Origin of the sequence: Bradyrhizobium betae (assembly GCF_004123905.1) — a bacterium.
Classification (GTDB): domain Bacteria; phylum Pseudomonadota; class Alphaproteobacteria; order Rhizobiales; family Xanthobacteraceae; genus Bradyrhizobium; species Bradyrhizobium betae_A.
In genome coordinates this window covers 180,874-202,156 of the sequence record NZ_MZXW01000055.1, presented here as the reverse complement: position 1 = coordinate 202,156, position 21,283 = coordinate 180,874, and the positions used below count along the sequence as shown (strand labels likewise).

Below are 21,283 nucleotides of genomic sequence, written 5' to 3'. Positions count from 1 at the left end.
GGGCCGCGCTTCGTGCGGACCCGGTGGCTCGCGATGACGGAGTGAAAGCCCAAAGCAAAAGGGCGGCAGGTTGCCCTGCCGCCCTCGAAGTCGTCTCGGGAAGAAGCTTATTTCAGGTTGCTCATCGCCGTCAGGTCGAAGGACAGCTTGGCAATGCCGGCCGCGCCGCACCAGTTGGAGCCAACGCCGGACGGATTGATCGCCGTCACGAAGGTGCCGGTCGAAGCCGTCAGGTTGCCGCGAGCCGAGAAGTCGCTGGTGAAGGCGTTGCAATCACCCTTGGACAGGTTGGTGTCGGAATAGCGCAGGTCCAGCGTGGCGACCTTGTAGGTGAAGCCGATGCCGATATTCCAGGTGTTGTAGTCGGCGTACTTGATGCCGTTCGGAAAGGCAGCCGTGCCGTAGAAGCTGTCCGAAGTGCCGAGCCACTGACGACCGAACTCACCCGACACATACATGCCGACGCCGCTGGCGCCGAAGATCGTGGGGGGCGCGGTGTACTTGCCGACGACCGAAGCGTAGTTGCCCCAGGCGCCCGAGTTCAAGTAGCTCGGGGTGTAGTATTCGGTGAAGCCGAACGACCAGTTGTCGTTCACGGTGTAGGTGCCCTTGCCGTAGACTTCGAAGAAGCTCAGGTCCTTCTTGATCACGTTGGCGTTCAGCAGGGCCTTCTCGGCGCAGTTGTCGCCCTGGAAGTTGCCGGCGAAGTCGACGCCCGGCGCGCCGAAGTAGCAGGTGCCACCCGGATACAGATAGCCCCAGATACCGACGTCGAGGGCGAACGCACCGAAGGTCGGGCGGATACCGCCGTAGATGTCGATTTCGCCGGCGGCGCGGTTCGGGAAGGAGATGCTCTCACCGGCCACGCCGACATAGAGCTGGAGGTCCTTGGTGACGTTGTAGCGCGGCTCGAAATAGGCCGCGACCGACGGCTTGTGGTTCGACTGGGTGATACCGCGGAAGACGTAGTCGCTCATGATCGCGCCGCCGAAAGCGACATCCCAGGGATCGAAGGCAACAACCGGCGGAGCCTTCTTGGCCTTCACAGCCATGTCTGCCGCGAAAGCCGAACCCGTCGTCACCATTGCCAGCGCCGTTGCCAACAAAGCCACTTTTTTCATTTCGATCCCCATCACCAGTTCTAACCCCAGTCGGATTCCCGGAAGCCCCCCGGGGTGCGCGACCTGATTGCAATTTCGTTACTGCGGCAATTTGGATTGGGGGATGTAAACCGTGAAGCAAAAAACGCGGGCATCTGCCGACTTTTTAGGCGTTCTGACGATTCCACGAAAGGTTGTCAGCCTGTGTGGCTTCTCGATCACATTATTTTCACTCCAACGTGCACAGCGAGGCCCGGGTTACTACGTAGGCCCGGCGTTGAGTGGCAGGCGCGCTACGAATCAGGCTGGCGCGAAAACCGGCAACTGACGGGGAGCCCTGCGGCGATGCAAAAAGGCCGCAGCGTCTCCGCTGCGGCCTGGTGCTGTTTGTCGATCGTCAGCGTCGGATTGGACCCGATCTCTGGCCTGAGCTTGGCTTAGCCTTGCCCGTCCGCCGGCGTCGGTTCCGCAGAAGACGAAGGCATCGCCCAGCTGGTCTCGGCGACAGGCTCGGGAGCCGGAGCTGCCACCGGCGCTGACGGCTTCGGCGCGGGAGCTGCCTTCGCCTTCTTCGGTGCCGCTTTCTTCACAGCCTTCTTGGCGGCCTTCTTCGGTGCAGCCTGCTTAACAGCCTTCTTGGCCGCGACCTTTTTGGCTGACTTCTTCGCAGCCTTCTTCGGGGCGGCCTTCTTCGATTTTTTAGCAGACTTCTTCGCGGATTTTTTGGCTGCCTTCTTGGCGGTCTTCTTTGCCGCTACGACCTTCTTGGCCTTTTTGGCCTTCTTGCTTTTCTTCTTCTTCGCTTTCGCCATCGTGGTCCTCCTGTTGCCGCCAAACAATGGTCGATCGGGCGTCTTCAGCCGTCACCTCCGGACGAAGACTCAGCTCGAGGCACTCAATGCCGGCCGCGACCCGCCCGTAGCCCAATCGAGAAGCTCAATCGTGTGTACGACCGGAACTGACGTGCCACTGGCAATCTGCACCATGCAGCCGATATTGCCCGCGGCAATCATGTCCGGCTTGACGCTCGCGATGTTGGCGACCTTGCGATCGCGCAACCGGCCCGCAAGCTCGGGCTGGAGAATGTTGTAGGTCCCCGCCGAACCGCAACACAAATGGCTCTCCGGGACATCTTTCACCACGAATCCATTCTTGGAAAGCAATTCTTTCGGAAGGCCCGTGATTTTCTGTCCGTGCTGCAACGAACACGCGGAGTGATAGGCGACGACGATGTTGTCTTGCCGTGCGACCTGCTCCAATCCGAGACCGGCGACATATTCGGTGATGTCCTTGGCGAGCGCGGAGACCATTGCAGCATCATCTGCGAACGCGGCGTCCTCGCGCAGCAGATAGCCGTAGTCCTTGATCACGGTGCCGCATCCGGACGCCGTCACCAGGATCGCGTCGAGCCCCTCGCCCGCCGCCTCCTTCTGCCACGCCGTGACATTGGCACGGGCCCGCGCCAGCGCATCCTGGTCGTTGCCGAGGTGATGGGTCAGCGCGCCGCAGCATTGCTCGTCCCTGACCAGGACAACCTCGATGCCGTGGCGGGTGAGAAGGCTGATGGCGGCCTGGTTGATGCGCGGCGCCAGCACCTGCTGGGCGCAGCCCTGGAGCAGCGCGACCCGGCCGCGCTTCTTGCCGCGCGCCGCGAACACGCTGCCCGGGAGGGCACCGGGCGGCGGCAGCCGGTTCGGCGCCAGCGCCAGCATCGCCTTGAGGCGCTGGATCAGGCCGGGCGTCGCCGAGGGCCGCGGCGTCGGCAGGAAGACGGCGAAGGGCCGCGCCAGCCGCGCCAGCCGCATGCTGATGCGGAAGCGCTGCGGATCGGGGAGCACGTAGGCCAGCAACTGGCGCAGCAGGCGCTCGGTCAGCGGCCGCTGATAGCGCTGCTCGATCCTGACCCGGGCCTGGTCGACGAGGTGCATGTAGTTCACCCCGGAGGGGCAGGTCGTCATGCAGGACAGGCACGACAGGCAGCGGTCGATATGCTTGACCACCTCCGCGGTCGGGGTCTGGTCCTTCTCCAGCATCTCCTTGATCAGATAGATGCGGCCGCGCGGGCTATCGAGCTCGTCGCCGAGCAGGACATAGGTCGGGCAGGTTGCAGTGCAGAAGCCGCAATGGACGCAGGCGCGCAGGATCTTGTCGGCTTGCGCGATATCGGGGTCGGCGAGCTGCGCCAGTGAGAATTCGGTCTTCATGCCGCAGTGCCCCGCGTCAGCCGGCCCCGGTTGAGAATACTCTTCGGATCGAAACTGGTGCGCACGCGTTCGCTCAACGCGGCAATGCCCGGCGCCTGTGGATGGAACACGTCGACCGTGCGCCTGACGTCCTCGGCCGCCCGGATCAGCGTGGCGTGTCCGCCGACAGCGTTGGCATGCTGGCGTACGGCGGACGCATGTCCGTCGCCCTTCGGTGGCAGCGCCGCCCAGATCAGGCCACCGCCCCAATCGTAGATCACGTCGCCGCCGGTCTCCCGCGCCAATTGCGTGCCGAGCGCCGCGCCCGACGCCGGCGGGCAAACGATCCGCCAGACCGGCCAGGCGCCGAGCGCGCCGCTCGCCGCGAAGGGCAGCACGTCGCGGATGGTGGCCCACAGCGCGGCAGACGCCGCATCCTCGATCAGCGTCGCGGTTCCGAATGGCGCCAGCAATTCGCGGAGCGAGCCGGCGCGATGCGCGGCCGAGGCCGTAATGCCCTCGAGCCGCAGCACGGTCAGCGCCTCGCTTTGGCCGGCGATATCGCCAAGCCCGTCGGTCTTGGCCCGGAACGCCTGATACGGCAGATGCGCGGCGGCGGAGACATCGTAGGCCGAGCCGAGCGCCGCGGTCATCGCCTTGTTGGCGGCAGCATCATCTAACCCGCGCAGCAGCAGCGTCAGTTCGGCTTCGGGCTTCGGCATCACCTTGAGCGTGACCTCGGTCATGACCGACAGCGTGCCCCAGGACCCCGCCAGCAACTTGCAGAGGTCGTAGCCGGTGACGTTCTTCACCACCTTGCCGCCGGTCTTGAAACTGTCGCCAAAGCCCGAGACGGCGTGCGCCCCGAGCAGGTGGTCGCGTGCCCCGCCCGCCTTGATCCGCCGCGGGCCGGCGAGCCCGGCCGCGATCATGCCGCCGATGGTGCCGAGCGGCGGCGTGCCGAGCAGCGGCGCCGTGTTCATCGGCTCGAAGGCGAATTGCTGGTTCTTGGCATCGATCAGCGACAGCACGTCGGCCAGCGGCGCGCCGGCCTGGAGCGTGACGATCAATTCATTGGGTTCGTAGGAGGTGACAGCATTGAGTGCGGAGACGTCGAGGACGGCGTTGGTCGCCATCGTGTGGCCAATGCTGCGCTTGCTGCCATGACCGATGATCTCTAGCGGCTGCTCATTGGCAATCGCCGCCCGCACCACCTCTTCGACGTCTTTGGCGTCTCTGACCCTGAGCGTATCCACGGGAAAAGCCGGTAGCGAAATTCGCCACCAAAATCAAATGCGGCGTGACGCCGGCGACCACCGGCGCGTTGAGGATCCGCCAAGGGCCACATCGACGCTTCGATCTTAATCGAAACGTTCACGACATCGACACTTCGACCACCGGCGAACCAAAGCCGGCAAGCCGTCGCTACAAGGTTGCGCCGATCGCGATCGAACCAACCGATGGAGACGGACATCATGAACCACTATGCCACGCAGAAATCTCTCAGCGACGCCGTGGACGGCGGCGGCCTGCTCGTCGTCGCGCAATGGGAGGCCAAGCCCGGCGAGGCCGACAAGGTCGCGGCGATCCTCGACCGCTTCCTGCCGGAGGCGCAGCGCGAGGACGGCGTCAAGCTGTTCCTGATCTCGCGCGCCAGGGACAATCCGGCCCAGTTCCTGTTCTACGAGCTGTTCCGTGACGAGGCCGCGTTCAAGGCGCATCAGGAGAGCACGCATTTCAAGACCTGTATCGCCGGCGAAGCCCTGCCGCTGCTGGCCAAGCGCGAGCGGGCGCAATACGGGCTGCTGTAACGGTTCCTGGAGGGAAGCGCTCGCCTAGCGAGCCCTTCCCTCCCCAGCCAGCCCTAGAATCGCGGAATATCCGGGAACGCCACTTTCCCCGCGTGCACATGCATGCGGCCGAGCTCGGCGCAGCGGTGCAGGGTCGGAAACACCTTTCCCGGGTTGAGCAGGCCCTGCGCGTCGAAGGCGCATTTCAGGCGCTGCTGCTGATTGAGGTCGATCTCCGAAAACATCTCCGGCATCAGGTCGCGCTTCTCGATGCCGACGCCGTGCTCGCCGGTGAGCACACCGCCGAACTCGACGCAGGCCCGCAGGATGTCGGCGCCGAAGGCTTCGGCGCGCTCGATCTCGCCGGGCTTGTTGGCATCGTAGAGGATCAGCGGATGCAGATTGCCGTCGCCGGCGTGGAACACGTTGGCGCAGCCGAGCTGGTATTTTTCCGAGAGCTCGCGAATCCGCGCCAGCGCCTTCGGCAACGCGCCGCGCGGGATGGTGCCGTCCATGCAGAGATAGTCGGGCGAGATACGGCCGACGGCGGGGAACGCGGCCTTGCGGCCCGCCCAGAACAGGTTGCGCTCGGTCTCCGAGGTCGAGATCTGGCAGGTGGTCGAGCCGCAAGCATTCGCGATGGTCTCGACGCGCGTGATCAGCTCGTCGACCTCGATCTTGGGACCATCGAGTTCGATGATGAGCAGCGCTTCGACATCGAGCGGATAGCCGGCGTGAACGAAGGCCTCCGCGGCATGGATCGCCGGCTTGTCCATCATCTCCATGCCGCCGGGGATGATGCCGGCGCCGATGATGCGCGCCACGCACTCACCGGCTGCCTCGACCTCCGCGAAGCCGACCATCAGCGCGCGCGCCGTTTCCGGCTTTTGCAGGATGCGCACCGTGATCTCGGTGATGACGCCGAGCAGACCTTCCGAGCCGGTGATGACGCCCATCAAATCGTAGCCGCTGTTCTCCGCCGACTTGCCGCCGATGCGCAAAATCTCGCCGCTCATCAGCACGATCTCGCAACCGAGCACGTTGTTGGTGGTCATGCCGTATTTGAGGCAATGCACGCCGCCGGAATTTTCCGCGACATTGCCGCCGATCGAGCAGGCGATCTGCGAGGACGGATCGGGCGCGTAGTAGAAGCCTGCAGGGGCGACCGCCTGGCTGATGGCCAGATTGGTGACGCCGGGCTCGGTGACGACGACGCGGTTGTCGAAGTCGATCTCGCGGATGCGTTTGAACTTGCCGAGGCCAAGCAGCACGCCGTCTTCCAGCGGCAGCGCACCGCCTGACAGCGATGTGCCGGAGCCGCGTGGCACCACCTTGATGCTGTGAGCGGCACAATATTTCAGGACGAGCGAGACCTGCTCGGTCGTGTCGGGTAGCACCACGACCATCGGCGGCTGCCGGTAGGCCGTCAGCCCGTCGGATTCATAGGCGCGCATCTCGGCAGGCGTATCGATCACGCCTTCGTTGGGCACGATTGCGCGCAACGCAGCAATGATGTCAGCGCGGCGCGCAAGCACCGCCTGGTCGCTCGCAGGCATCATGATGGCCATGACATATCCCTCCGACTCGCAGCCCACGATCAAATTTGTCGCGGCAAATCAACCACGTCCGCGGTGGTTTGGGTAGGGCATCCGAAAGTCGGATCGACGATCTCGCGCGAGTTCGCTCTGGGACAAGTAGGAAATCATGAAACCTGTCATGGTTTCGTGGCTTGTCCAAGCCAAGCGGGCCTGCCAAAACCGGCAGGTCCGGAGATCGCCGACCAGGCAAGAGACTGACCAGGCTAGACCCACCAGGGAAGAGACGAAGAGCAACCTATGAAAAAACTGACTTTTGGCGCGCTGATGATCCTCACCGTCACTGCCACAGCATCCGCCGCGATGGCGCAGGATGCCGCGGCCGGCAAATCGTCGTTCAACAAATGCCTGGCCTGCCACGCGATCGGCGAAGGCGCCAAGAACAAGGTCGGCCCCGAGCTCAACGGCCTCAACGGCCGCAAGTCCGGCACCGCGCCGGACTACAATTATTCCGACGCAAACAAGAACTCCGGCATCACCTGGGACGAAGCCACGTTCAAGGAATACATCAAGGACCCCAAGGCCAAGATCCCCGGCACCAAGATGGCCTTCGCCGGCATCAAGAACGAGACCGAGATCAACAATCTCTGGACCTACGTCTCCCAGTTCGACAAGGACGGGAAGATCAAGCAGTAAGCGCGTGAAGGGCGGCCGCTACAGCTTCGGTTTGATCGAATCAGAACCGAAGCTGTAGCTTTTTTTGCTTTGACGCGTTTTCTTCACGCGAACCGGTATCCACTTCGCTCGAGAACGCTCTAGTCGGCGGCCGCCTGCGCTGGGACGATCTCATCGATCATCGTCTCGATCTCCGTCTTGACCAAATCCGGCACCGCGTTCTGCACCATGTGGCCGAGATCGGGCAGCACGATCAGCTTTGCATTCGGCACCGTCGCGGCGAACGGGCGTGCGTGGATGTTGGTCTTCACCGTCTTGTCGGGCTCGCCGGCGATGATCGTGACCGGCGCCTTGATCTCGCCATAGCGCCCGACCTGCTCGGTCACCGCGTCCTTCAGCGTCACCAGATCATAGGCATTGGCGATGAACTCGCGCGGGCGCAGCAAGAGCGGCGTCGCGGAGTCCTGCATGAAACCATCCGGCATGGTCTGCGGCAGGAAAACGTTGCGTGCGCCGGACTCGGCAACGAAGTACCCGAGTGGCAGCGTGATGGTGTAGGCGAGCAGCGGGCCGATCACGGGCGTCGCGATGATCTCGTTGTAACGGCCGACGCCGCCGCGCCAGGGATGGGTGACCGGCGCCAGCATCACGAGGCCGGCGACGCGGCCGGGATGATCCAGCGTAATCCGCGCGCCGAGCGCGCCGCTCCAGGAATGAACAACGAAGACCGCGCGCTCGATCCCGAGCTTGTGAAGCGCCTCGTCGATCATTCGCGCCTGGATCTCGGGGGTGGAATCCTTTCTCCGCGCGCGCGTGCTCCAGCCATGGCCGGGACGATCGATCAGGATGACGCGATGGTTTTGGGCGAGGAGGTCGCCGAGCGGGCGCCGCATCGCTTCGAGATTGGAGCTCGCGCCATGCAACATCACGATCGGCAGGCCCGCATCGCGCGGACCGATCTCGACGACGTGAAGGCTCGCGCCTTCCACCGCGATCATCCGGCCCTGAGGAGGATAGGCGCGTTGCACGGCGACGATTCCGGCCTGCGTGGCCAGCGCCAGCAGAACCAGCGCCGTCACGACTGAGATCACGATCATGGAGAGAGTCCGGGAAATCCAGGGCACATCGCAGCTACGAATTTGGCAGGCGGGCAGTTTCGCTCCGCCGGCCCGAGCATTACCACCGGAAATGAGGGGCTGTGGATATGTGCATAATTGCCGAACTAGAAACCTCAATGAAATCAACGCATCCCGTCGATGACATACAAGCCTCGGACCAGCTTCATGCAGTCGTCATCGCGGCTTCCTTATAATCGCCACGGTCGGTTCCGCCTTTTAGACGCGGGTGGGCGCCGTTCCTGCCCGCAACCCCAGGGGATGCGGGAAAGGCCGGCAGGATTTGTCCTGATTTGAACCGGAGAATGTCGATGAGCTTCAGACCCAACGACACTGCGATCGACGAGATCGTGGCGAGCTGCAACGGCGACCTGCGCGGCGCAGTTCGCGCACTGCTCCTGATCAACGAGCATCTCGAGACCGAGCTCGCAAAAGCCTACGCCGCGGCGGCCGATCATGGCCTCACTGAGCGTGGTGGCAGCGTTCTGCACTAGATCGTTATCGACCTAGTTCGAGCTGTCCTCGGCCTTTTCCTCGTCGGGGGTCGGCGCAGGACAGGCGCGGATGGTCGAGCGGGCAAGCTTGGCATCGGCCTTGGACTTGTAGGGACCATCGCCGAACCAGATGTCACCGTCGATGACCGGATTGCTGGTCACGATGTTGCATTTGCCGGTGGCGCGGTTGCCGACCACCCAGAACAGCCCGTCGGCGAGACTCACCGTTCCCGACGCGAGCAGCAGCACCCCTGCAAAGATCAAACGCTTCATGGCTTTTGCTCCTGCACTGCAGGTAGGCCTGTGGCAGCGCCGGCAATACCCCCCGGCAGTGCGACGCATGCGATCGTGGTTAATCACGGCGCGCCGCAACCGCTCGAAAAATGATCGAGTTAGAGGCTAGATGTCGCGTCCTTCGACCTTCTCGGTCAGCGACTTGACCTGGTCGGGGATCTTCTCGAGGTACGGATTGACGGCGAGCGCCTTGCGGTAGGCCTCCAGCGCACGCTTCTCGTCACCGACCTCCTGCATGATCATGCCGAGCCCTGCGAGCGCGCCGAAATGGCGGGGCTCCCGGATCAGCACTTGCTGGATGTCGGCGAGCGAGCGGGCGTAGTCGTTCTGCATGTAGTAGAGCGTGGCGCGCCGGTTCCAAGCCTCGATGTAGTCGGGCCTGAGCTTGATGACCGAATCCAGCAGCTTGATCGCGATGTCGACCTTCTTGGCGTCGACCGCGGTCTTGGCCCGCGCCATCAACAGCGATGCGGTGTCGCTCGGGGTCTGGATCCAGATCGCCCAGATCCGCGCCTCGACATGCTTGGCACTTGCCTCGTCAGGCGCGGCCTTCAGCGCGCCGAACAGGAAATCGAGATTCTTGGTGCGGTCGACCTTGGGCAGTTTTGCCGGCGCCTCTGGCAGCTTCTTCTGCTCCTTGCCGGGCGGGGCCGGCAGATTCTGCGCCTGGACCGGAGCGACGCCGGCGGCTCCCAGAACGAGGGCCAAGCACAGGGTGCGCGCGAAAGGGAATCTCACTGCCATGGCCGAAGTCTAAACGCGCAAAGCCGCCCTTGCATAGCAGGGGCGGCGTCAAACTCGTGTGAAACCGTGGTCTTGCGGGGCGCGCGAAGGCAGCCGCGAGGGCGAAATCAGCCCTGGCGAGCCTTGAAGCGGCGCTGCACCTTGTTGATCACGTAGACCCGGCCCTTGCGGCGGACCAGGCGGTTGGCGCGATGGCGACCGCGCAGCGACTTCAACGAGTTACGGACCTTCATGGCAGAATCCTGAACGTTCGAAAGGCCGTGTTCGGCACTACCGTTTCGGCACGCGCGAATGTGGCAAAATGAAATCTTTCCCGCTGGCGGACCGACCGCCCGGGACGGGGCGGTTCTTAAGGCATGGCGGGAGGTCATGTCAATGTTAACTGCCCGGTTCCGAACCGGCAAATGTGCGAAAACAACCCCATGCACAGTAGATGCGGCCGGATCGGCCCGATCTGCGCGTTCGCGGTCAAGCCCAGCAAAGACTTTAGCCGGCTTTCGGTTTCCCTCCGGCGGCGCTTGCCAAATTCGTTATATCATATAATCAATTTGAATAACTGATCGGGAGGAAACCAATGCCAAAGATGAAGCTGCCTGATATCGACAAAGTCGTCGCGATCGATATCCACACCCATGCCGAGGAGCCCTGCGGCACCCATCCCGACGACGGCTATGACGATTTCCAGGCGCAGATGGCCGACTATTTCAAGTCGCCGCACAAGCATCCGCCGACCGTGCCGGAGACCGCGGCCTACTATCGCTCCAAGAACATCGCCGCGGTGATCTTCCCGGTCGACGCCGAGCGCGAGACCGGCTTCCGCCGCTACAAGAACGAGGAGATGCTGGAGATCGCCTCCGACCATCTCGACGTCCTCATCCCGTTCGTCTCGATCGACCCGCACAAGGGCAAGCTCGGGGTGCGCGAGGCGCGCAAGCTGATCGAGGAATACGGCGTGCGCGGCTTCAAATTCCATCCGACCATGCAGGGTTTTTACGCCAACGACCGCATGGCCTATCCGCTCTACGAAGAGATCAACAATGGCGGCGCCATCGCGCTGTTCCACACCGGCCAGACCGGTGTCGGCTCGGGCATGCCCGGCGGCATGGGCATGCGGCTGAAATATTCCAACCCGATGTACATGGACGACGTCGCGGCCGATTTCCCCGACCTCAAGATCATCCTCGCCCATCCCTCCTTCCCCTGGCAGGAAGAGGCGCTGTCGGTCGCGACCCACAAGCCGAACGTCTACATCGACCTCTCGGGCTGGTCGCCAAAGTATTTCCCGCCGATCCTGGTGCGCTACATCAACTCGATCCTGCAGGACAAGATGCTGTTCGGCTCGGACTGGCCGGTGATCACGCCCGACCGCTGGCTCTCGGACTTTTCGAAAATCGAGATCCGCGACGAGATCCGGCCGAAGGTGCTGAAGGCCAATGCAAGGAAGATTCTGGGGATCTAAGAGCGTGGGCGATAGGCATCCCCAAGCCTAACGGCTGGTGTGATCCGCCCTACCAACCTCCTCGATGAACGCGAGCAGGAGCGCGCCGAGCCGAACCGGCTGCTCCTGCTGGATCCAGTGACCGGCACCGTCGATCAGCTCGATGCCGCCCATCCGCGTCGCCGCCTTCGTCCTCATCAGATCGAGCGCGCCTGGCGCCGCATAGGTGCCCCAATCGCTTTTGCCTCCGATGAAGAGCGACGGGACATCGATCGTTCTGCCCGAGAACAGGCGCAACTCAGCGTTCAGGTCAGGATCGGAAAAGACGCGATAGGCCTGTAAGGCACCTTGAAAGCCGGTGCGGCCATACTCCTCCGTGTACACGCCAAGCTCCGGCTCGGTGAGCCATTTGCAGGCCAGGACCTCGGCGGCGGAAGGTTGGAATGGAGCAATGGTCTGGGACATCGTCTTGCCGAGATGCATGACGTAGTAGGTGGGCATTTGTGCAAGTTCGATGGCGGTCGGCGCCTTCAACGGATGCGGCTTGTTTCCCGGCCAGTCGGCGCTCTTGACGTGGTAAAATGCACGAAGAAACGCGTGCAAGCCTTGAGGCGGGTGCCACATGTCATCGTTCGCCTCCCGTGTGCTCAGGTATTGTTGATAGTGCACTCTGGGCGGATCGAGCGCCGCCAGCGCGGCCGCGAGCTTCTGATTTCCAGTGGTCGGTTGCACCGACGATGCCTCGCTTTCCGCGGTGTTGAACGGAAACGCCGGCGGACCGGGGAACGGTGCACTCATCAGCACCACCGATGGAAAGACGTCGGGCCGAGCCAGCGCACAATAGGCCGCCACGGGCGAGCCGAAGTCGTGCCCGACAAGCATTGCCGTGCGCCGATACCCCAATGCCGAAACCAATCCGAGGGCGTCACGCGTCATATTCAAGAGGCTAAAAGACGCTAGCGGGGCGTCATAGCCATTCACCCAACCGGTGGTGCGGCCAAAGCCCCGCTGGTCTGGCGCCACGACGTGGTAGCCGGCGTCAGCCAGAATTGGGATCAGGTGGCGCCAGCCGTAGGCCAAATCCGGAAAGCCGTGCAGAAGCAGCGCGAGCGGCTGGCCGGGGCTTTCGTAGCCGGCCTCGAGAATGTGGACGTCGACGCCGTTGACCCCATGGATCATTCGCGAGCGGACCCCGTTGGGAAGCGTTCCGGCGCCATATGTTGGTGTGGTCAAATCAGTTCCTCCCAATGGGTTTGCGCGGGCCGGTCGAAGCGAAGCGGCAATCAGGCTGGCCGCGCCCATCGCCAGGACGGCTCGTCGGGACGCCGATGGCTTGATTTGGTTGGGGGGGCATCGCCTGACTCCTAATATGGTGATCGCCATAGTATGGCGATCACCATAGAAGCGTCAAGCGAAAGGTGTTATGTTCTCGCGCATGCCCCGTAAGACTGACGCCCGCGCTCGCGCGATTGCCACGGCCGAACGACTGTTTCGCATCCAAGGCTACACGGCGACTGGATTGACCCAGATCATTGAAGAGAGCGGTGCGCCCAAGGGATCGTTCTACTTTCACTTTCCACGCGGCAAGGCACAGCTCGCAGAAGAAGCAATCGATCATTACGTCGCGAGCAGGATTGCCGTGTTGCGCGATATCTCCGCGAATACGGCGGGCGATGCTCTGAATTTTGTTCATCGGATTTTCGCAACCTTCGCGGCCGAAATGATCGCCTCTGATTTCCAGTACGGATGTCTGATGCAGAATCTGGCGAATGAGCTGCCCGCGCTCGACGCGGAGCTGACCAAACGGGTCGCGCGCGGATTTGTTGATTCGACCGCGATCGTTGCGGAGCATTTCAGGGGATGCGGCTTCGCTCCCGCGCGCGCATCCTCTACCGCAGCCGCATTGGTCGCCGCCGTCGAAGGCGCGCGGACGATCGCCCGTCTGGAACGCACGCCGGCTATCTTCGAGGCGCTGGCGGATGTGAGTGCCCGGAGGTGGGCTGCCCCCGAGGGGTGATCCGGGTCCAATGTTCTCGCTTGGGCGCGGAAAATCGATCACGGCATCGAGGGCTTCGATCGAGCGACCGAAGCCCTCACGCTCAACGCCTCAGACCTGCGCCAGGCCACCGTCGACGAAAACCTCGCCGCCGGTCATGTAGCTGCTGTCCGAGGACGCCAGGAACGCGGCCACCGCCCCCGTCTCGCTGGGGTCGCCCACACGCCCGATCGGCGTGGAGCTCGCCAACGCATCGAAGGCTTCCTCGCCGACGATCTCCAGCGCCAGCTCGGTCTTGGTCGGCCCCGGCGACAGCACGTTGACGCGGATGCCGGTGCCGCGCAGGTCCAGCGCCCAGCTGCGCGCCAGATTGCGGATCGCGGCCTTGGTCGCGCTGTAGATGCTGAACTGCGGCGTTCCCATCACCCCCGTGCTCGAACCGGTCAGGATGATCGACGACCCCTGCTTCATCAGCGGCAGGGCCTTCTGCACCGAGAACACCAGCCCTTTCACGTTGACGTCGAAGATGTGATCGTAGTGCTCGACCGTGATCTCGCCGAGCGGCGCGAATAATCCGGTGCCGGCATTGGCGAACAGAATGTCGAGCCCGCCGCGTTCGGCTTTCACCGCCGCATACAACCGGTCGAGGTCGGACATGTCAGTCACCGAGCCCCTGATCGCGCGCGCCGAGGGACCCAGCTTCGCAACGGCCGCGTCGAGCGGTTCCTGCCGCCGCCCGAAGAGGTAGACGAACGCGCCTTCGTCGATGAACCGTTTCGCCGCTCCAAATCCGATGCCGGTTCCGCCGCCGGTCACCACTGCCGTCTTGCCTTGTAGTCTGCTCATGATGTGCTCCTTCACTGAGGTTGCACTGAGCTGGCGGCGTACCCACCTATCGACAAGTATGCACCTTTTGGTAAGTGCTCAAAAAATGTCAGACCCGATTTCTCCGCCTCCGCAGACGTCACAACCGGCCCAGAGCTGTACGCCCACTCTGCCCGGCTTCACCTGCGGCCTGGATGCGACCTTGCGAGTCGTCTCGGGCAAGTGGAAGCCGCTGATCCTGTACTTCGTCGCCCAGGACGGCCCGACCCGCTATGGCGAACTTCGGCGCGCCATACGCGACGTCAGCGACAAGGTGCTGATCCAGCAGCTCAAGGAGTTGGAGGCCGATGGTCTCGTGAAGCGGACCGACTACAAGGAGGTGCCGCCGCGGGTGGACTACAGCCTCACCCCCTTGGGCCACAGCCTGGCGCAGGCGCTGGTGCCGCTCTGCACGTGGGGCACGGATCACATGGCGGAGGTCAGCCGCGTCTTCGCCGAGCGGGAGACCTGGACGCGGGGGATACGACCGCCGACTACCTAGCAGACCGTTCAAGAACTGGCTCATCGGCAGGCGGCCGACGGAATGTCCGCGCTGCCTTCGAAGCCTATTGCACCTTCAAGGGGTCTCGAGCTGCTTCGAAGGGGACGCCGCTTTACAATCGGCATTCCCCTTCGCGAGCGACGCGTCACCTATTTCGACTGCCTTCCCTGAACAGCGGCCGCCGCCTTGCGGATGATGTCGATCACGATTTCGGGCTGGGACAGCATAATGACATGGCTGCTGTCGGTCTCGACCGTGGTGGCATTGATGCGCTTGGCCAGAAAGCGCTGAAGATCAGGATGCACGGTCTGGTCCTTCCGGGCGAGGATGTACCAGCTCGGCTTGGACTTCCAGGCGACTTCATCGAGATTTTGCTGCTCGAGCAGGTCCGCGGCCGGCGGGTAGTGGGTCGCCCACACCAGTTTCTGCTCCTGCTGGGAAAGATCTCCGGCGAAGTACTTGACGCCCTCAGGCTTGATCCAGACACGACCGCCCGCGACCTCGATCTGGGAGAATATCTCGGTGGGATATTTGTTGAGCTCGCTCTGTACGGTCTCATGAACGTCCGGAACGACGGCGGCGATATAAACCAGGCCAGCGACGCGCTCGTCGGTGCCCGCGCCCGTAATGGTAGCTCCTCCGTAGGAGTGACCGACGAGGATGGCGGGGCTGTTGACCCGACCCAGCGTGCGCTTCACGGTCGCGACGTCATCCGCATAATTATTGAGCCCGTATTGGACGGCGATCACTTCATGTCCATCGGCTTGCAGGGTGGGGATCACCTTGCTGAAGCACGAACCGTCGGCCCAGAGGCCGTGACAGAAGACGATGGCGGGTTTGCTGTTGGCAGACATTGCTCTGTGTCCATTTGGTTGAAGCTGCACGAACGTAAATGCCGTTGCTGCCGAGGACCAAGACCTTGTACGCTCCGAGCTATGCCTTGAAGATATAAGAGGGCGAATGGAACTTCGTCATTTGCGCTATTTCATCGCGGTCGCGGAGGAAGGCAGCTTCTTGACCGCTGCCCAGCGGCGACTGAACACTTCGCAGCCCTCCCTGAGCCGGCAGATTCGCGATCTGGAAACTGAAGTCGGCGTAGAGCTCCTGGAGCGCCAGGCGCGTGGCGTGGCGCTTACCGCCGCCGGACGGGTGTTTCTCGATCATGCGCGGCTGGCACTGTTACAGGTCGAAGCGGCAGCGGAGGGTGCCCGGCGGACGGCTGAACCACAAAGACCTGCACTTTCCATGGGATTCCTGGTCGGATTGGAGGTCATGTGGCTACCTCACCTGTTACGCATCCTCCGCGAGGAGGCACCCGACGTGGAGGTCACACTCTGCACGCAATCGTCCCCGGAACTCGCACTTGCGTTGATGCGAGGCAGATTGGACGTAGCCTTCCTTCGCCCTGAAAAAGAGAGTTCGGGGATCATTTTCAAGACACTGGCGAAGGAGCCTCTGATTGCCGTGCTGCCGGCCGACCATCGTTTGGCATCGCGCAAAAAAATTCGGCCGCAGGACCTTGCCCGGGAAATCTACGTGAGTTCGGCGAGAACCTCTCCGGTCCTCCAGGCTGTCATTCAGGATTACGCATCGACGGTTGGGATCACGCTCAAGCCGAAATACGAGGGCGAGAACATATCGTCGGCCATGTCACTTGTCGCATCCACGGGTGGAATAAGTCTTGTTCCGCTCTATGCGCAAAACATGCTGGCGCCAAATGTTGTTGCCAGAGCGCTTGAGGGAGGGACGCCGACAGTCGATCTAGCCCTGGGCTACAACGAGTCCAATTCGTCCCCCTTGCTCAGCCGTCTTTTGTCTCGCGCAGATGAGTTGATTGCGAACGTGCGAAATCAAAGCATCATCCGCTATATCGAGGCTCAATAGCGGGCAATACGACGAGTCCGCTTCGGGGTCCGACCACATGGCGGAGGCGAGCCAGATCTTCGCCGAGCGCGAGAGCTGGAATGCAAAGGGACGGTAAGCTGACGGCCGCGCTGCGTCCGATCAGTTCACGCTTGCCAGGTAGCCCGCCAGAATCGTGCGGCTTTGGCTGAGCGTCTCGATGCGCTCGTCGATCAGGCCGACCTGCTGGGCGAGTATTCTTCGCAACTCGTTGCAAGGCGTGAAGGCCGGGTCGTTGTTGCGCACGCATGGCAGCAATTGCTGGATGGTTTCGAGCGTCATGCCGGCAGCGCCAAGCATCTTGATCCGCCGCACGGTTTGCTCTTCCTCCGGACCATAGTCGCGGTAACCGGCCTCGGTCCGCAACGGCGCCAGCAACCCTTCGCCTTCGTAGTAGCGCAGCATTCGGACGCTGACCCCCGTCCTCCGGGCGAGCTCGCCAATTTTCATCTGAAAACCTCTTGACCCTTACAGCGCTGTCAGACCTTACAGACTTTGCCCATCCAAGTGAATGCCGCTTGAGAGGGAGCAACGATGAAAGCCTACCATCTGAACAGCCATACTGGTGCTGGCCACCTCGCGCGCGTCGATCTCAGCAAACCCGAACCCGCCAGTGGCCAGGTCCGCATCCGGGTCGAAGCGGTCAGTCTGAACTACCGCGACCTCCTGATCCTCGACCGCGCGGACCAGAACAAGCTCAACGGCCGCGTTCCGCTCTCCGACGGCGCAGGAATCGTTGACGCCATCGGCGCCGGCGTCACGCAGTGGCAAGTCGGAGACCGCGTTGCCGCCTCGTTCTTCCGCGATTGGGTCTCGGGGCCGTTCAAGGCCAGCTATGTCCCGTCATCCCTCGGTGGCAACACGATGGACGGAATGCTGGCAGAGTATGTCGTGCTGCCGGCACATGCGCTCGTGCCCGTGCCGCCGCATTTGTCCTCGATCGAGGCCGCGACCTTGCCCTGTGCCGGCGTCACGGCTTTCCACGGCCTGATCGCACGCGGCGGGATGGGCAAAGGCGACACCCTGCTGGTTCAGGGAACGGGTGGCGTCGCACTGTTCGGCCTGCAATTCGCGGCGGCGTTGGGCGCGGGCGCGATCGTGATCTCCTCCTCGGATGAAAAGCTCGCCCGCGCCAAGGCGCTCGGCGGCTCGATCCTCATCAACTACCGCGACACGCCCGACTGGGACGTCGCGCTGATGAAAGCGACGGACGGCGCAGGCGCCAGCCATATCCTCGAACTCGGCGGTCCCGGCACCTATGACCGATCGCTGCGCTCGGTCGCGTCGGGGGGCAAGATCGTTCAAATTGGCGTGTTGACGGGATTCGGCCCGAAGCCAGACCTCGCGCGCCTGCAATGGGAGAATGCCGATATCATCGGTGTCACCGTCGGATCGGTCGAACATTTCGCCGCGATGAACAGCTTCCTGACCGAACACGCGATCCATCCGATCGTCGATCGGATCTACAGCTTCGACGAAGTCCCCGAAGCCTATGCTCACCTGCGGAGCGGATCACATTTCGGCAAGATCGTTGTGACGCTTTAGCAGCCAAAGCAGAGCGACCTTAAAACTCCAGCTTGTCGCGTATGGCGTTGATTCCGGCCCTGGCGCAGGCTTCGTCAGCATCACCGCCAGGCGCCCCAGACACACCGACGGCGCCGACCAGCGAGCCGCCCGCTTCGACAATCAATCCGCCACCAATAATGACCGTGCCGGGAAGATTGCGGATACCGGCCTGCATCATGCCAGGTTGGCTGACGGCATTCAGTTCGGTGGTGCTGGTACGGAATGTTGCTGCGGTCCACGCCTTGCCCGAGGCCGTCGAAACGGTGTGAGCGCCTGCGAATCTGTCACGAAGGATCACCTGTGTCCCCCCGAAGCGATCGACGACCGCGACGGCGACCTGGTACCCGCGTGATCGGCATTCCCCGAGCGATGCCCGAGCCAGATCAAGCGCCAGTTCGGGACTCAGGGATTTGTAAGTCGCGAGCGGCTCCTGCGCCATTGCCGGGTGCGCGAGCATCAACAGGGCAGTGGCCGCAAGCAGACTTCGAGCGAGCATGGTTTCTCCGACGTGAGGGGGTCGACGCCGACCTTAGCCTAGTTCAGCGCGCCGTATGTCAGGTCGTCGAATACGGTGACACTGTCGGCCTTGGTCCACAAGCCGATCATGCCGGCGTTCCTGATCGATTCGTCCTCGACCTCGAACATCGGCTTGCCGTCATACGTTACCTTGAATAGCTTTCCCGCGAATTCGCAACGTAGGGAATGCCATTGACCTGATGACACCGATACCTTGACGCCATAGCCGCCTTTCCGGCCGACGATATCGAGCGCGCTGCGAGCACCCTTGATCGCCTTGTAGAGCACAACATTGTCTTCAAGCGCGTTGGCCCGCACGACATAGTAATTGTCGGCATCCTTTGCACGCCAGACAATGCCGGCCGCACGATCCTCAGAGCCTGCGATCGCCTTGAACTTGACCTCGACGAACCCGTCTAGGATGCTGGTGCCGTTCCGGAGCGCCACTGGAAACGTCGCCTGACCGGATTGTTTCAGGACGTTCGGCTTGCTGGGCGCCGTCGGCTCCACCTCGACCGTCCATTTGGGCTGGCCACGACCCGTCATCGTCAGAGTCCAGCCTTCGGGCGCTGCGCCGGTTGCTGCGTTGTCAAAATTTACAGTTTCTGCCATCGCGCTTCCTTCCACCAACAATAGGACCAACGCCGCCCCCAAGAGCGCTACGCTCATTTTTTGCACGGCGTCTAAGCTTCCCGCCTATATTGATCGTACAGTGTTGCAGCGTTGTCCCATTTGATCGCTTCCATGTAGATGTCGACATACTTCGCTGCCGCGGCGCCATAATCCATGTGATAGGCGTGCTCATACATGTGAGCACCAGCACGGGGCGTCCGCCGGCCAGCGTCGTCGTGTGGTCGGCGGCCCACTGATTGACCAGCCGCTTGTCGCGCGGTGAGTAGGAAAGAATCACCCAGCCGGAGCCGCCGCCTTCGGCCTTGCCCATGGCGGAGAACTCCGCGCGCCACCGCTCCATGCTGCCGAAATCGCGCGCGATCGCGTCGGCAAGTGGTGTGCTCGGCTTGCCGGCGCCGCCGAGCCCGTCGAAATAGATTTCATGGAGGATCATCGAGTTTGACGCGACGAGTTCCTCGCGCTTCAGGCCGTTGATGACGAAGTTCGGAGCTTTCGCGAAGTCGAGTTCGGCGAGTTGCGTTCCGATCGCGTTGAGTCGCTTTACGGCGCCGACATAGTTGTTCTCGTAGTGGCTGACGAGCACCTTCTCCGAGATGCCGGCAATGGATTTCGGATCGAACGGCATCGGCTTGGCCTGGTATGTCATTGGCTTGGCTCCTGTTGGCTGATTGGCTTGCGCAAGGGCTTGCGGCCCCGCGAGTATTGCGGTCGATGCCGCGGCGGCCCCCACGCCCCTGATGAAGTCTCGGCGGTCGGTATTCGTGTTCATGGAGTCCTCCACTTGATCGTCGTCCCCAACGTGCCCCGTGTGCGCGCTAGCTCTTGGTGCTCGCCGTCTTGTCGCGTGCGCAAATAGACCGCGCGGTCCTCGCCGATACGGACATCGACGAGGGCCGGCGCGCTGGCGGCACCAATTGACGGGACAATTTCTGTGATGAGATCGAAATGAGAAAAGACATGCAGCGTCCTTGGTGACCAGGACGCGATACTTGGGCATGTCGCCTCGCGGGGAGATCGCAAATCCCCGTACCTTGAGTTAAACGCCTGCCGGCGGCAGTGTCAATCTGCTGCGCGAGGTCGACGGGGTGACGATTTCTTGAAGAAGGTTCCGAACCTTGTCGCGCACCGAGCCGTTTCGGTATTGTCCGTCCGCCCCCGCAAAGATCCCAAAGGAGCGAGCCAATGAGCATCAAAGCCGTCGTCTTCGACGCCTACGGAACGCTCTACGACATCCAGTCGGTCGCAGAGATCACCGAGGATGCGTTTCCGGGTTACGGCGAGATCATCACGCAAATCTGGCGGATCAAGCAGCTCGAATACACCTGGTTGCGCTCGCTGATGCGGCGCTACCAGGATTTTTCCGTAGTTACGCGCGACTCGCTGGCCTATACGCTGCGCGCGCTCGGACTTGCCTACGAGAACGAGACATTCGAGCGCGTGATCGAGAAGTATCTGCATCTCGATCTCTATCCGGACGCGGTGGCCGCGCTTGAAGCCCTGAAGCCGCGAAAACTCGCCATCCTCTCCAATGGCAGCCCGGACATGCTGAATGCGCTGGTGCGCAACTCCGGGCTCGACCGCCTGCTCGATGCCACCATCAGTGTCGACGCGAAAAAGATCTTCAAGCCGAGCCGGGAAGCCTATGAGCTGATCGGCGAGGTATTAGGCACCGCGCCTGAGGAGGTGCTGTTCGTCTCGTCAAACCCCTGGGACGTCGCGGGCGCGAAGGCGTTCGGGTTGAACGTTGCCTGGATCGAACGGGTGACACCGGAGGCGATGGCGCTGGCTTGCGTCGAGAACGAACTCGTGGCACCGCTGACGATGTTTAGGGCGATCCGCACCCAGATGGACGAGCTTGGCTTTGCGCCGGACCACCGCGTCCGCGCGCTCTCCGAGCTGCCCGGGATCGCCTAGAGATCATCGCCGCCCGTGAGAC

The 21,283-nt window shown here is 62.7% G+C and carries 24 protein-coding genes and 1 pseudogene; 9 read left to right on the top strand and 16 right to left on the bottom strand.

Translation table 11 applies throughout. The annotated features are described in order from the left end of the window. Window positions 1-107 precede the first annotated feature (107 nt). The 4 genes from B5V03_RS40240 to B5V03_RS40225 all read right to left on the bottom strand — a co-directional run bounded on the left by B5V03_RS40240 (window position 108) and on the right by B5V03_RS40225 (window position 4,539). Window positions 108-1,121, bottom strand: coding sequence for a TorF family putative porin (locus B5V03_RS40240; protein ID WP_164988629.1), 1,014 nt, complete (start codon window positions 1,119-1,121; stop codon window positions 108-110). A gap of 416 nt (window positions 1,122-1,537) precedes the next feature. Then, complete coding sequence (locus tag B5V03_RS40235) at window positions 1,538-1,912, bottom strand: histone (protein ID WP_129275943.1); 375 nt, start codon at window positions 1,910-1,912, stop codon at window positions 1,538-1,540. A 69-nt stretch (window positions 1,913-1,981) separates the two neighbouring features. Then, entirely contained in the window at window positions 1,982-3,304 is a 1,323-nt protein-coding gene (gene glcF / locus B5V03_RS40230; RefSeq protein ID WP_129275942.1) for a glycolate oxidase subunit GlcF, read from the bottom strand. Continuing rightward, complete coding sequence (locus tag B5V03_RS40225; protein WP_129275941.1) at window positions 3,301-4,539, bottom strand: FAD-binding protein; 1,239 nt, start codon at window positions 4,537-4,539, stop codon at window positions 3,301-3,303. Before B5V03_RS40225 ends, glcF begins: the two co-directional genes overlap by 4 nt. 219 nt (window positions 4,540-4,758) lie before the next feature. On the opposite strand from B5V03_RS40225, the gene B5V03_RS40220 reads away from it, so the two are divergent. Beyond that, on the top strand, window positions 4,759-5,094 hold the full coding sequence (locus B5V03_RS40220) for a putative quinol monooxygenase (protein ID WP_129275940.1): 336 nt from the start codon (window positions 4,759-4,761) through the stop codon (window positions 5,092-5,094). A gap of 53 nt (window positions 5,095-5,147) precedes the next feature. Here the strand turns inward: B5V03_RS40220 and B5V03_RS40215 are convergent, their stop codons facing one another. Then, a complete protein-coding gene (locus B5V03_RS40215; protein ID WP_129275939.1) occupies window positions 5,148-6,641 on the bottom strand; it encodes an FAD-linked oxidase C-terminal domain-containing protein in 1,494 nt (497 codons plus the stop codon). Between the two features lie 267 nt (window positions 6,642-6,908). Here B5V03_RS40215 and cycA point away from each other — a divergent pair, with 267 nt between their 5' ends. Further along, on the top strand, window positions 6,909-7,304 hold the full coding sequence (cycA, locus tag B5V03_RS40210; RefSeq protein WP_129275938.1) for a cytochrome c-550 CycA: 396 nt from the start codon (window positions 6,909-6,911) through the stop codon (window positions 7,302-7,304). Between the two features lie 119 nt (window positions 7,305-7,423). Here cycA and B5V03_RS40205 read toward each other — a convergent pair whose 3' ends face one another. Further along, on the bottom strand, window positions 7,424-8,380 hold the full coding sequence (locus tag B5V03_RS40205) for an alpha/beta fold hydrolase (protein ID WP_164988628.1): 957 nt from the start codon (window positions 8,378-8,380) through the stop codon (window positions 7,424-7,426). 329 nt (window positions 8,381-8,709) lie between these two features. Between B5V03_RS40205 and B5V03_RS40200 the strand changes: the two genes are divergently transcribed. Further along, on the top strand, window positions 8,710-8,892 hold the full coding sequence (locus B5V03_RS40200; RefSeq protein WP_129275936.1) for a hypothetical protein: 183 nt from the start codon (window positions 8,710-8,712) through the stop codon (window positions 8,890-8,892). Window positions 8,893-8,904: 12 nt separating this feature from the next. Here the strand turns inward: B5V03_RS40200 and B5V03_RS40195 are convergent, their stop codons facing one another. From B5V03_RS40195 to ykgO, 3 genes are all read right to left on the bottom strand, one after another. Further along, the gene (locus tag B5V03_RS40195) at window positions 8,905-9,165 is read right to left on the bottom strand and encodes a hypothetical protein (protein WP_129275935.1); all 261 of its coding nucleotides are present in this window, start codon (window positions 9,163-9,165) and stop codon (window positions 8,905-8,907) included. 126 nt (window positions 9,166-9,291) lie between these two features. Further along, on the bottom strand, window positions 9,292-9,930 hold the full coding sequence (locus B5V03_RS40190; protein WP_129275934.1) for a tetratricopeptide repeat protein: 639 nt from the start codon (window positions 9,928-9,930) through the stop codon (window positions 9,292-9,294). A 107-nt stretch (window positions 9,931-10,037) separates the two neighbouring features. After that, window positions 10,038-10,163, bottom strand: coding sequence for a type B 50S ribosomal protein L36 (gene ykgO, locus B5V03_RS40185; protein ID WP_006611362.1), 126 nt, complete (start codon window positions 10,161-10,163; stop codon window positions 10,038-10,040). Between the two features lie 341 nt (window positions 10,164-10,504). Between ykgO and B5V03_RS40180 the strand changes: the two genes are divergently transcribed. Further along, the gene (locus B5V03_RS40180) at window positions 10,505-11,389 is read left to right on the top strand and encodes an amidohydrolase family protein (RefSeq protein WP_129275933.1); all 885 of its coding nucleotides are present in this window, start codon (window positions 10,505-10,507) and stop codon (window positions 11,387-11,389) included. Window positions 11,390-11,416: 27 nt separating this feature from the next. On the opposite strand, the gene B5V03_RS40175 is transcribed toward B5V03_RS40180, so the two are convergent. Further along, window positions 11,417-12,601, bottom strand: a complete 1,185-nt coding sequence (locus tag B5V03_RS40175; RefSeq protein WP_245502489.1) for an alpha/beta fold hydrolase — start codon at window positions 12,599-12,601, stop codon at window positions 11,417-11,419. A 202-nt stretch (window positions 12,602-12,803) separates the two neighbouring features. Here B5V03_RS40175 and B5V03_RS40170 point away from each other — a divergent pair, with 202 nt between their 5' ends. Continuing rightward, complete coding sequence (locus B5V03_RS40170) at window positions 12,804-13,385, top strand: TetR/AcrR family transcriptional regulator (protein ID WP_129275983.1); 582 nt, start codon at window positions 12,804-12,806, stop codon at window positions 13,383-13,385. 90 nt (window positions 13,386-13,475) lie between these two features. Here B5V03_RS40170 and B5V03_RS40165 read toward each other — a convergent pair whose 3' ends face one another. Then, a complete protein-coding gene (locus B5V03_RS40165; RefSeq protein WP_164988627.1) occupies window positions 13,476-14,210 on the bottom strand; it encodes an SDR family NAD(P)-dependent oxidoreductase in 735 nt (244 codons plus the stop codon). Between the two features lie 148 nt (window positions 14,211-14,358). Between B5V03_RS40165 and B5V03_RS40160 the strand changes: the two genes are divergently transcribed. Then, complete coding sequence (locus B5V03_RS40160) at window positions 14,359-14,730, top strand: winged helix-turn-helix transcriptional regulator (protein WP_129275982.1); 372 nt, start codon at window positions 14,359-14,361, stop codon at window positions 14,728-14,730. A 149-nt stretch (window positions 14,731-14,879) separates the two neighbouring features. On the opposite strand, the gene B5V03_RS40155 is transcribed toward B5V03_RS40160, so the two are convergent. Beyond that, entirely contained in the window at window positions 14,880-15,584 is a 705-nt protein-coding gene (locus B5V03_RS40155; protein ID WP_129275931.1) for an alpha/beta fold hydrolase, read from the bottom strand. Window positions 15,585-15,690: 106 nt separating this feature from the next. Here B5V03_RS40155 and B5V03_RS40150 point away from each other — a divergent pair, with 106 nt between their 5' ends. Continuing rightward, complete coding sequence (locus B5V03_RS40150) at window positions 15,691-16,614, top strand: LysR family transcriptional regulator (RefSeq protein ID WP_129275930.1); 924 nt, start codon at window positions 15,691-15,693, stop codon at window positions 16,612-16,614. Between the two features lie 120 nt (window positions 16,615-16,734). Here the strand turns inward: B5V03_RS40150 and B5V03_RS40145 are convergent, their stop codons facing one another. After that, window positions 16,735-17,082, bottom strand: coding sequence for a MerR family transcriptional regulator (locus B5V03_RS40145; RefSeq protein ID WP_129275929.1), 348 nt, complete (start codon window positions 17,080-17,082; stop codon window positions 16,735-16,737). Between the two features lie 84 nt (window positions 17,083-17,166). Here B5V03_RS40145 and B5V03_RS40140 point away from each other — a divergent pair, with 84 nt between their 5' ends. After that, window positions 17,167-18,177 (top strand): zinc-dependent alcohol dehydrogenase family protein, encoded by a 1,011-nt coding sequence (locus B5V03_RS40140; protein ID WP_129275928.1) that lies wholly within the window; start codon window positions 17,167-17,169, stop codon window positions 18,175-18,177. Between the two features lie 19 nt (window positions 18,178-18,196). Here B5V03_RS40140 and B5V03_RS40135 read toward each other — a convergent pair whose 3' ends face one another. The 3 genes and pseudogenes from B5V03_RS40135 to B5V03_RS40125 form a co-directional block, all read right to left on the bottom strand. After that, entirely contained in the window at window positions 18,197-18,694 is a 498-nt protein-coding gene (locus tag B5V03_RS40135; protein ID WP_129275927.1) for a GlcG/HbpS family heme-binding protein, read from the bottom strand. 38 nt (window positions 18,695-18,732) lie between these two features. After that, the gene (locus B5V03_RS40130) at window positions 18,733-19,326 is read right to left on the bottom strand and encodes a hypothetical protein (protein WP_245502488.1); all 594 of its coding nucleotides are present in this window, start codon (window positions 19,324-19,326) and stop codon (window positions 18,733-18,735) included. Between the two features lie 71 nt (window positions 19,327-19,397). Further along, window positions 19,398-19,993 (bottom strand): annotated as a pseudogene (locus B5V03_RS40125) (superoxide dismutase). A 536-nt stretch (window positions 19,994-20,529) separates the two neighbouring features. Here B5V03_RS40125 and B5V03_RS40115 point away from each other — a divergent pair. Beyond that, the gene (locus B5V03_RS40115) at window positions 20,530-21,261 is read left to right on the top strand and encodes a haloacid dehalogenase type II (protein WP_129275925.1); all 732 of its coding nucleotides are present in this window, start codon (window positions 20,530-20,532) and stop codon (window positions 21,259-21,261) included. Window positions 21,262-21,283: the final 22 nt, after the last annotated feature.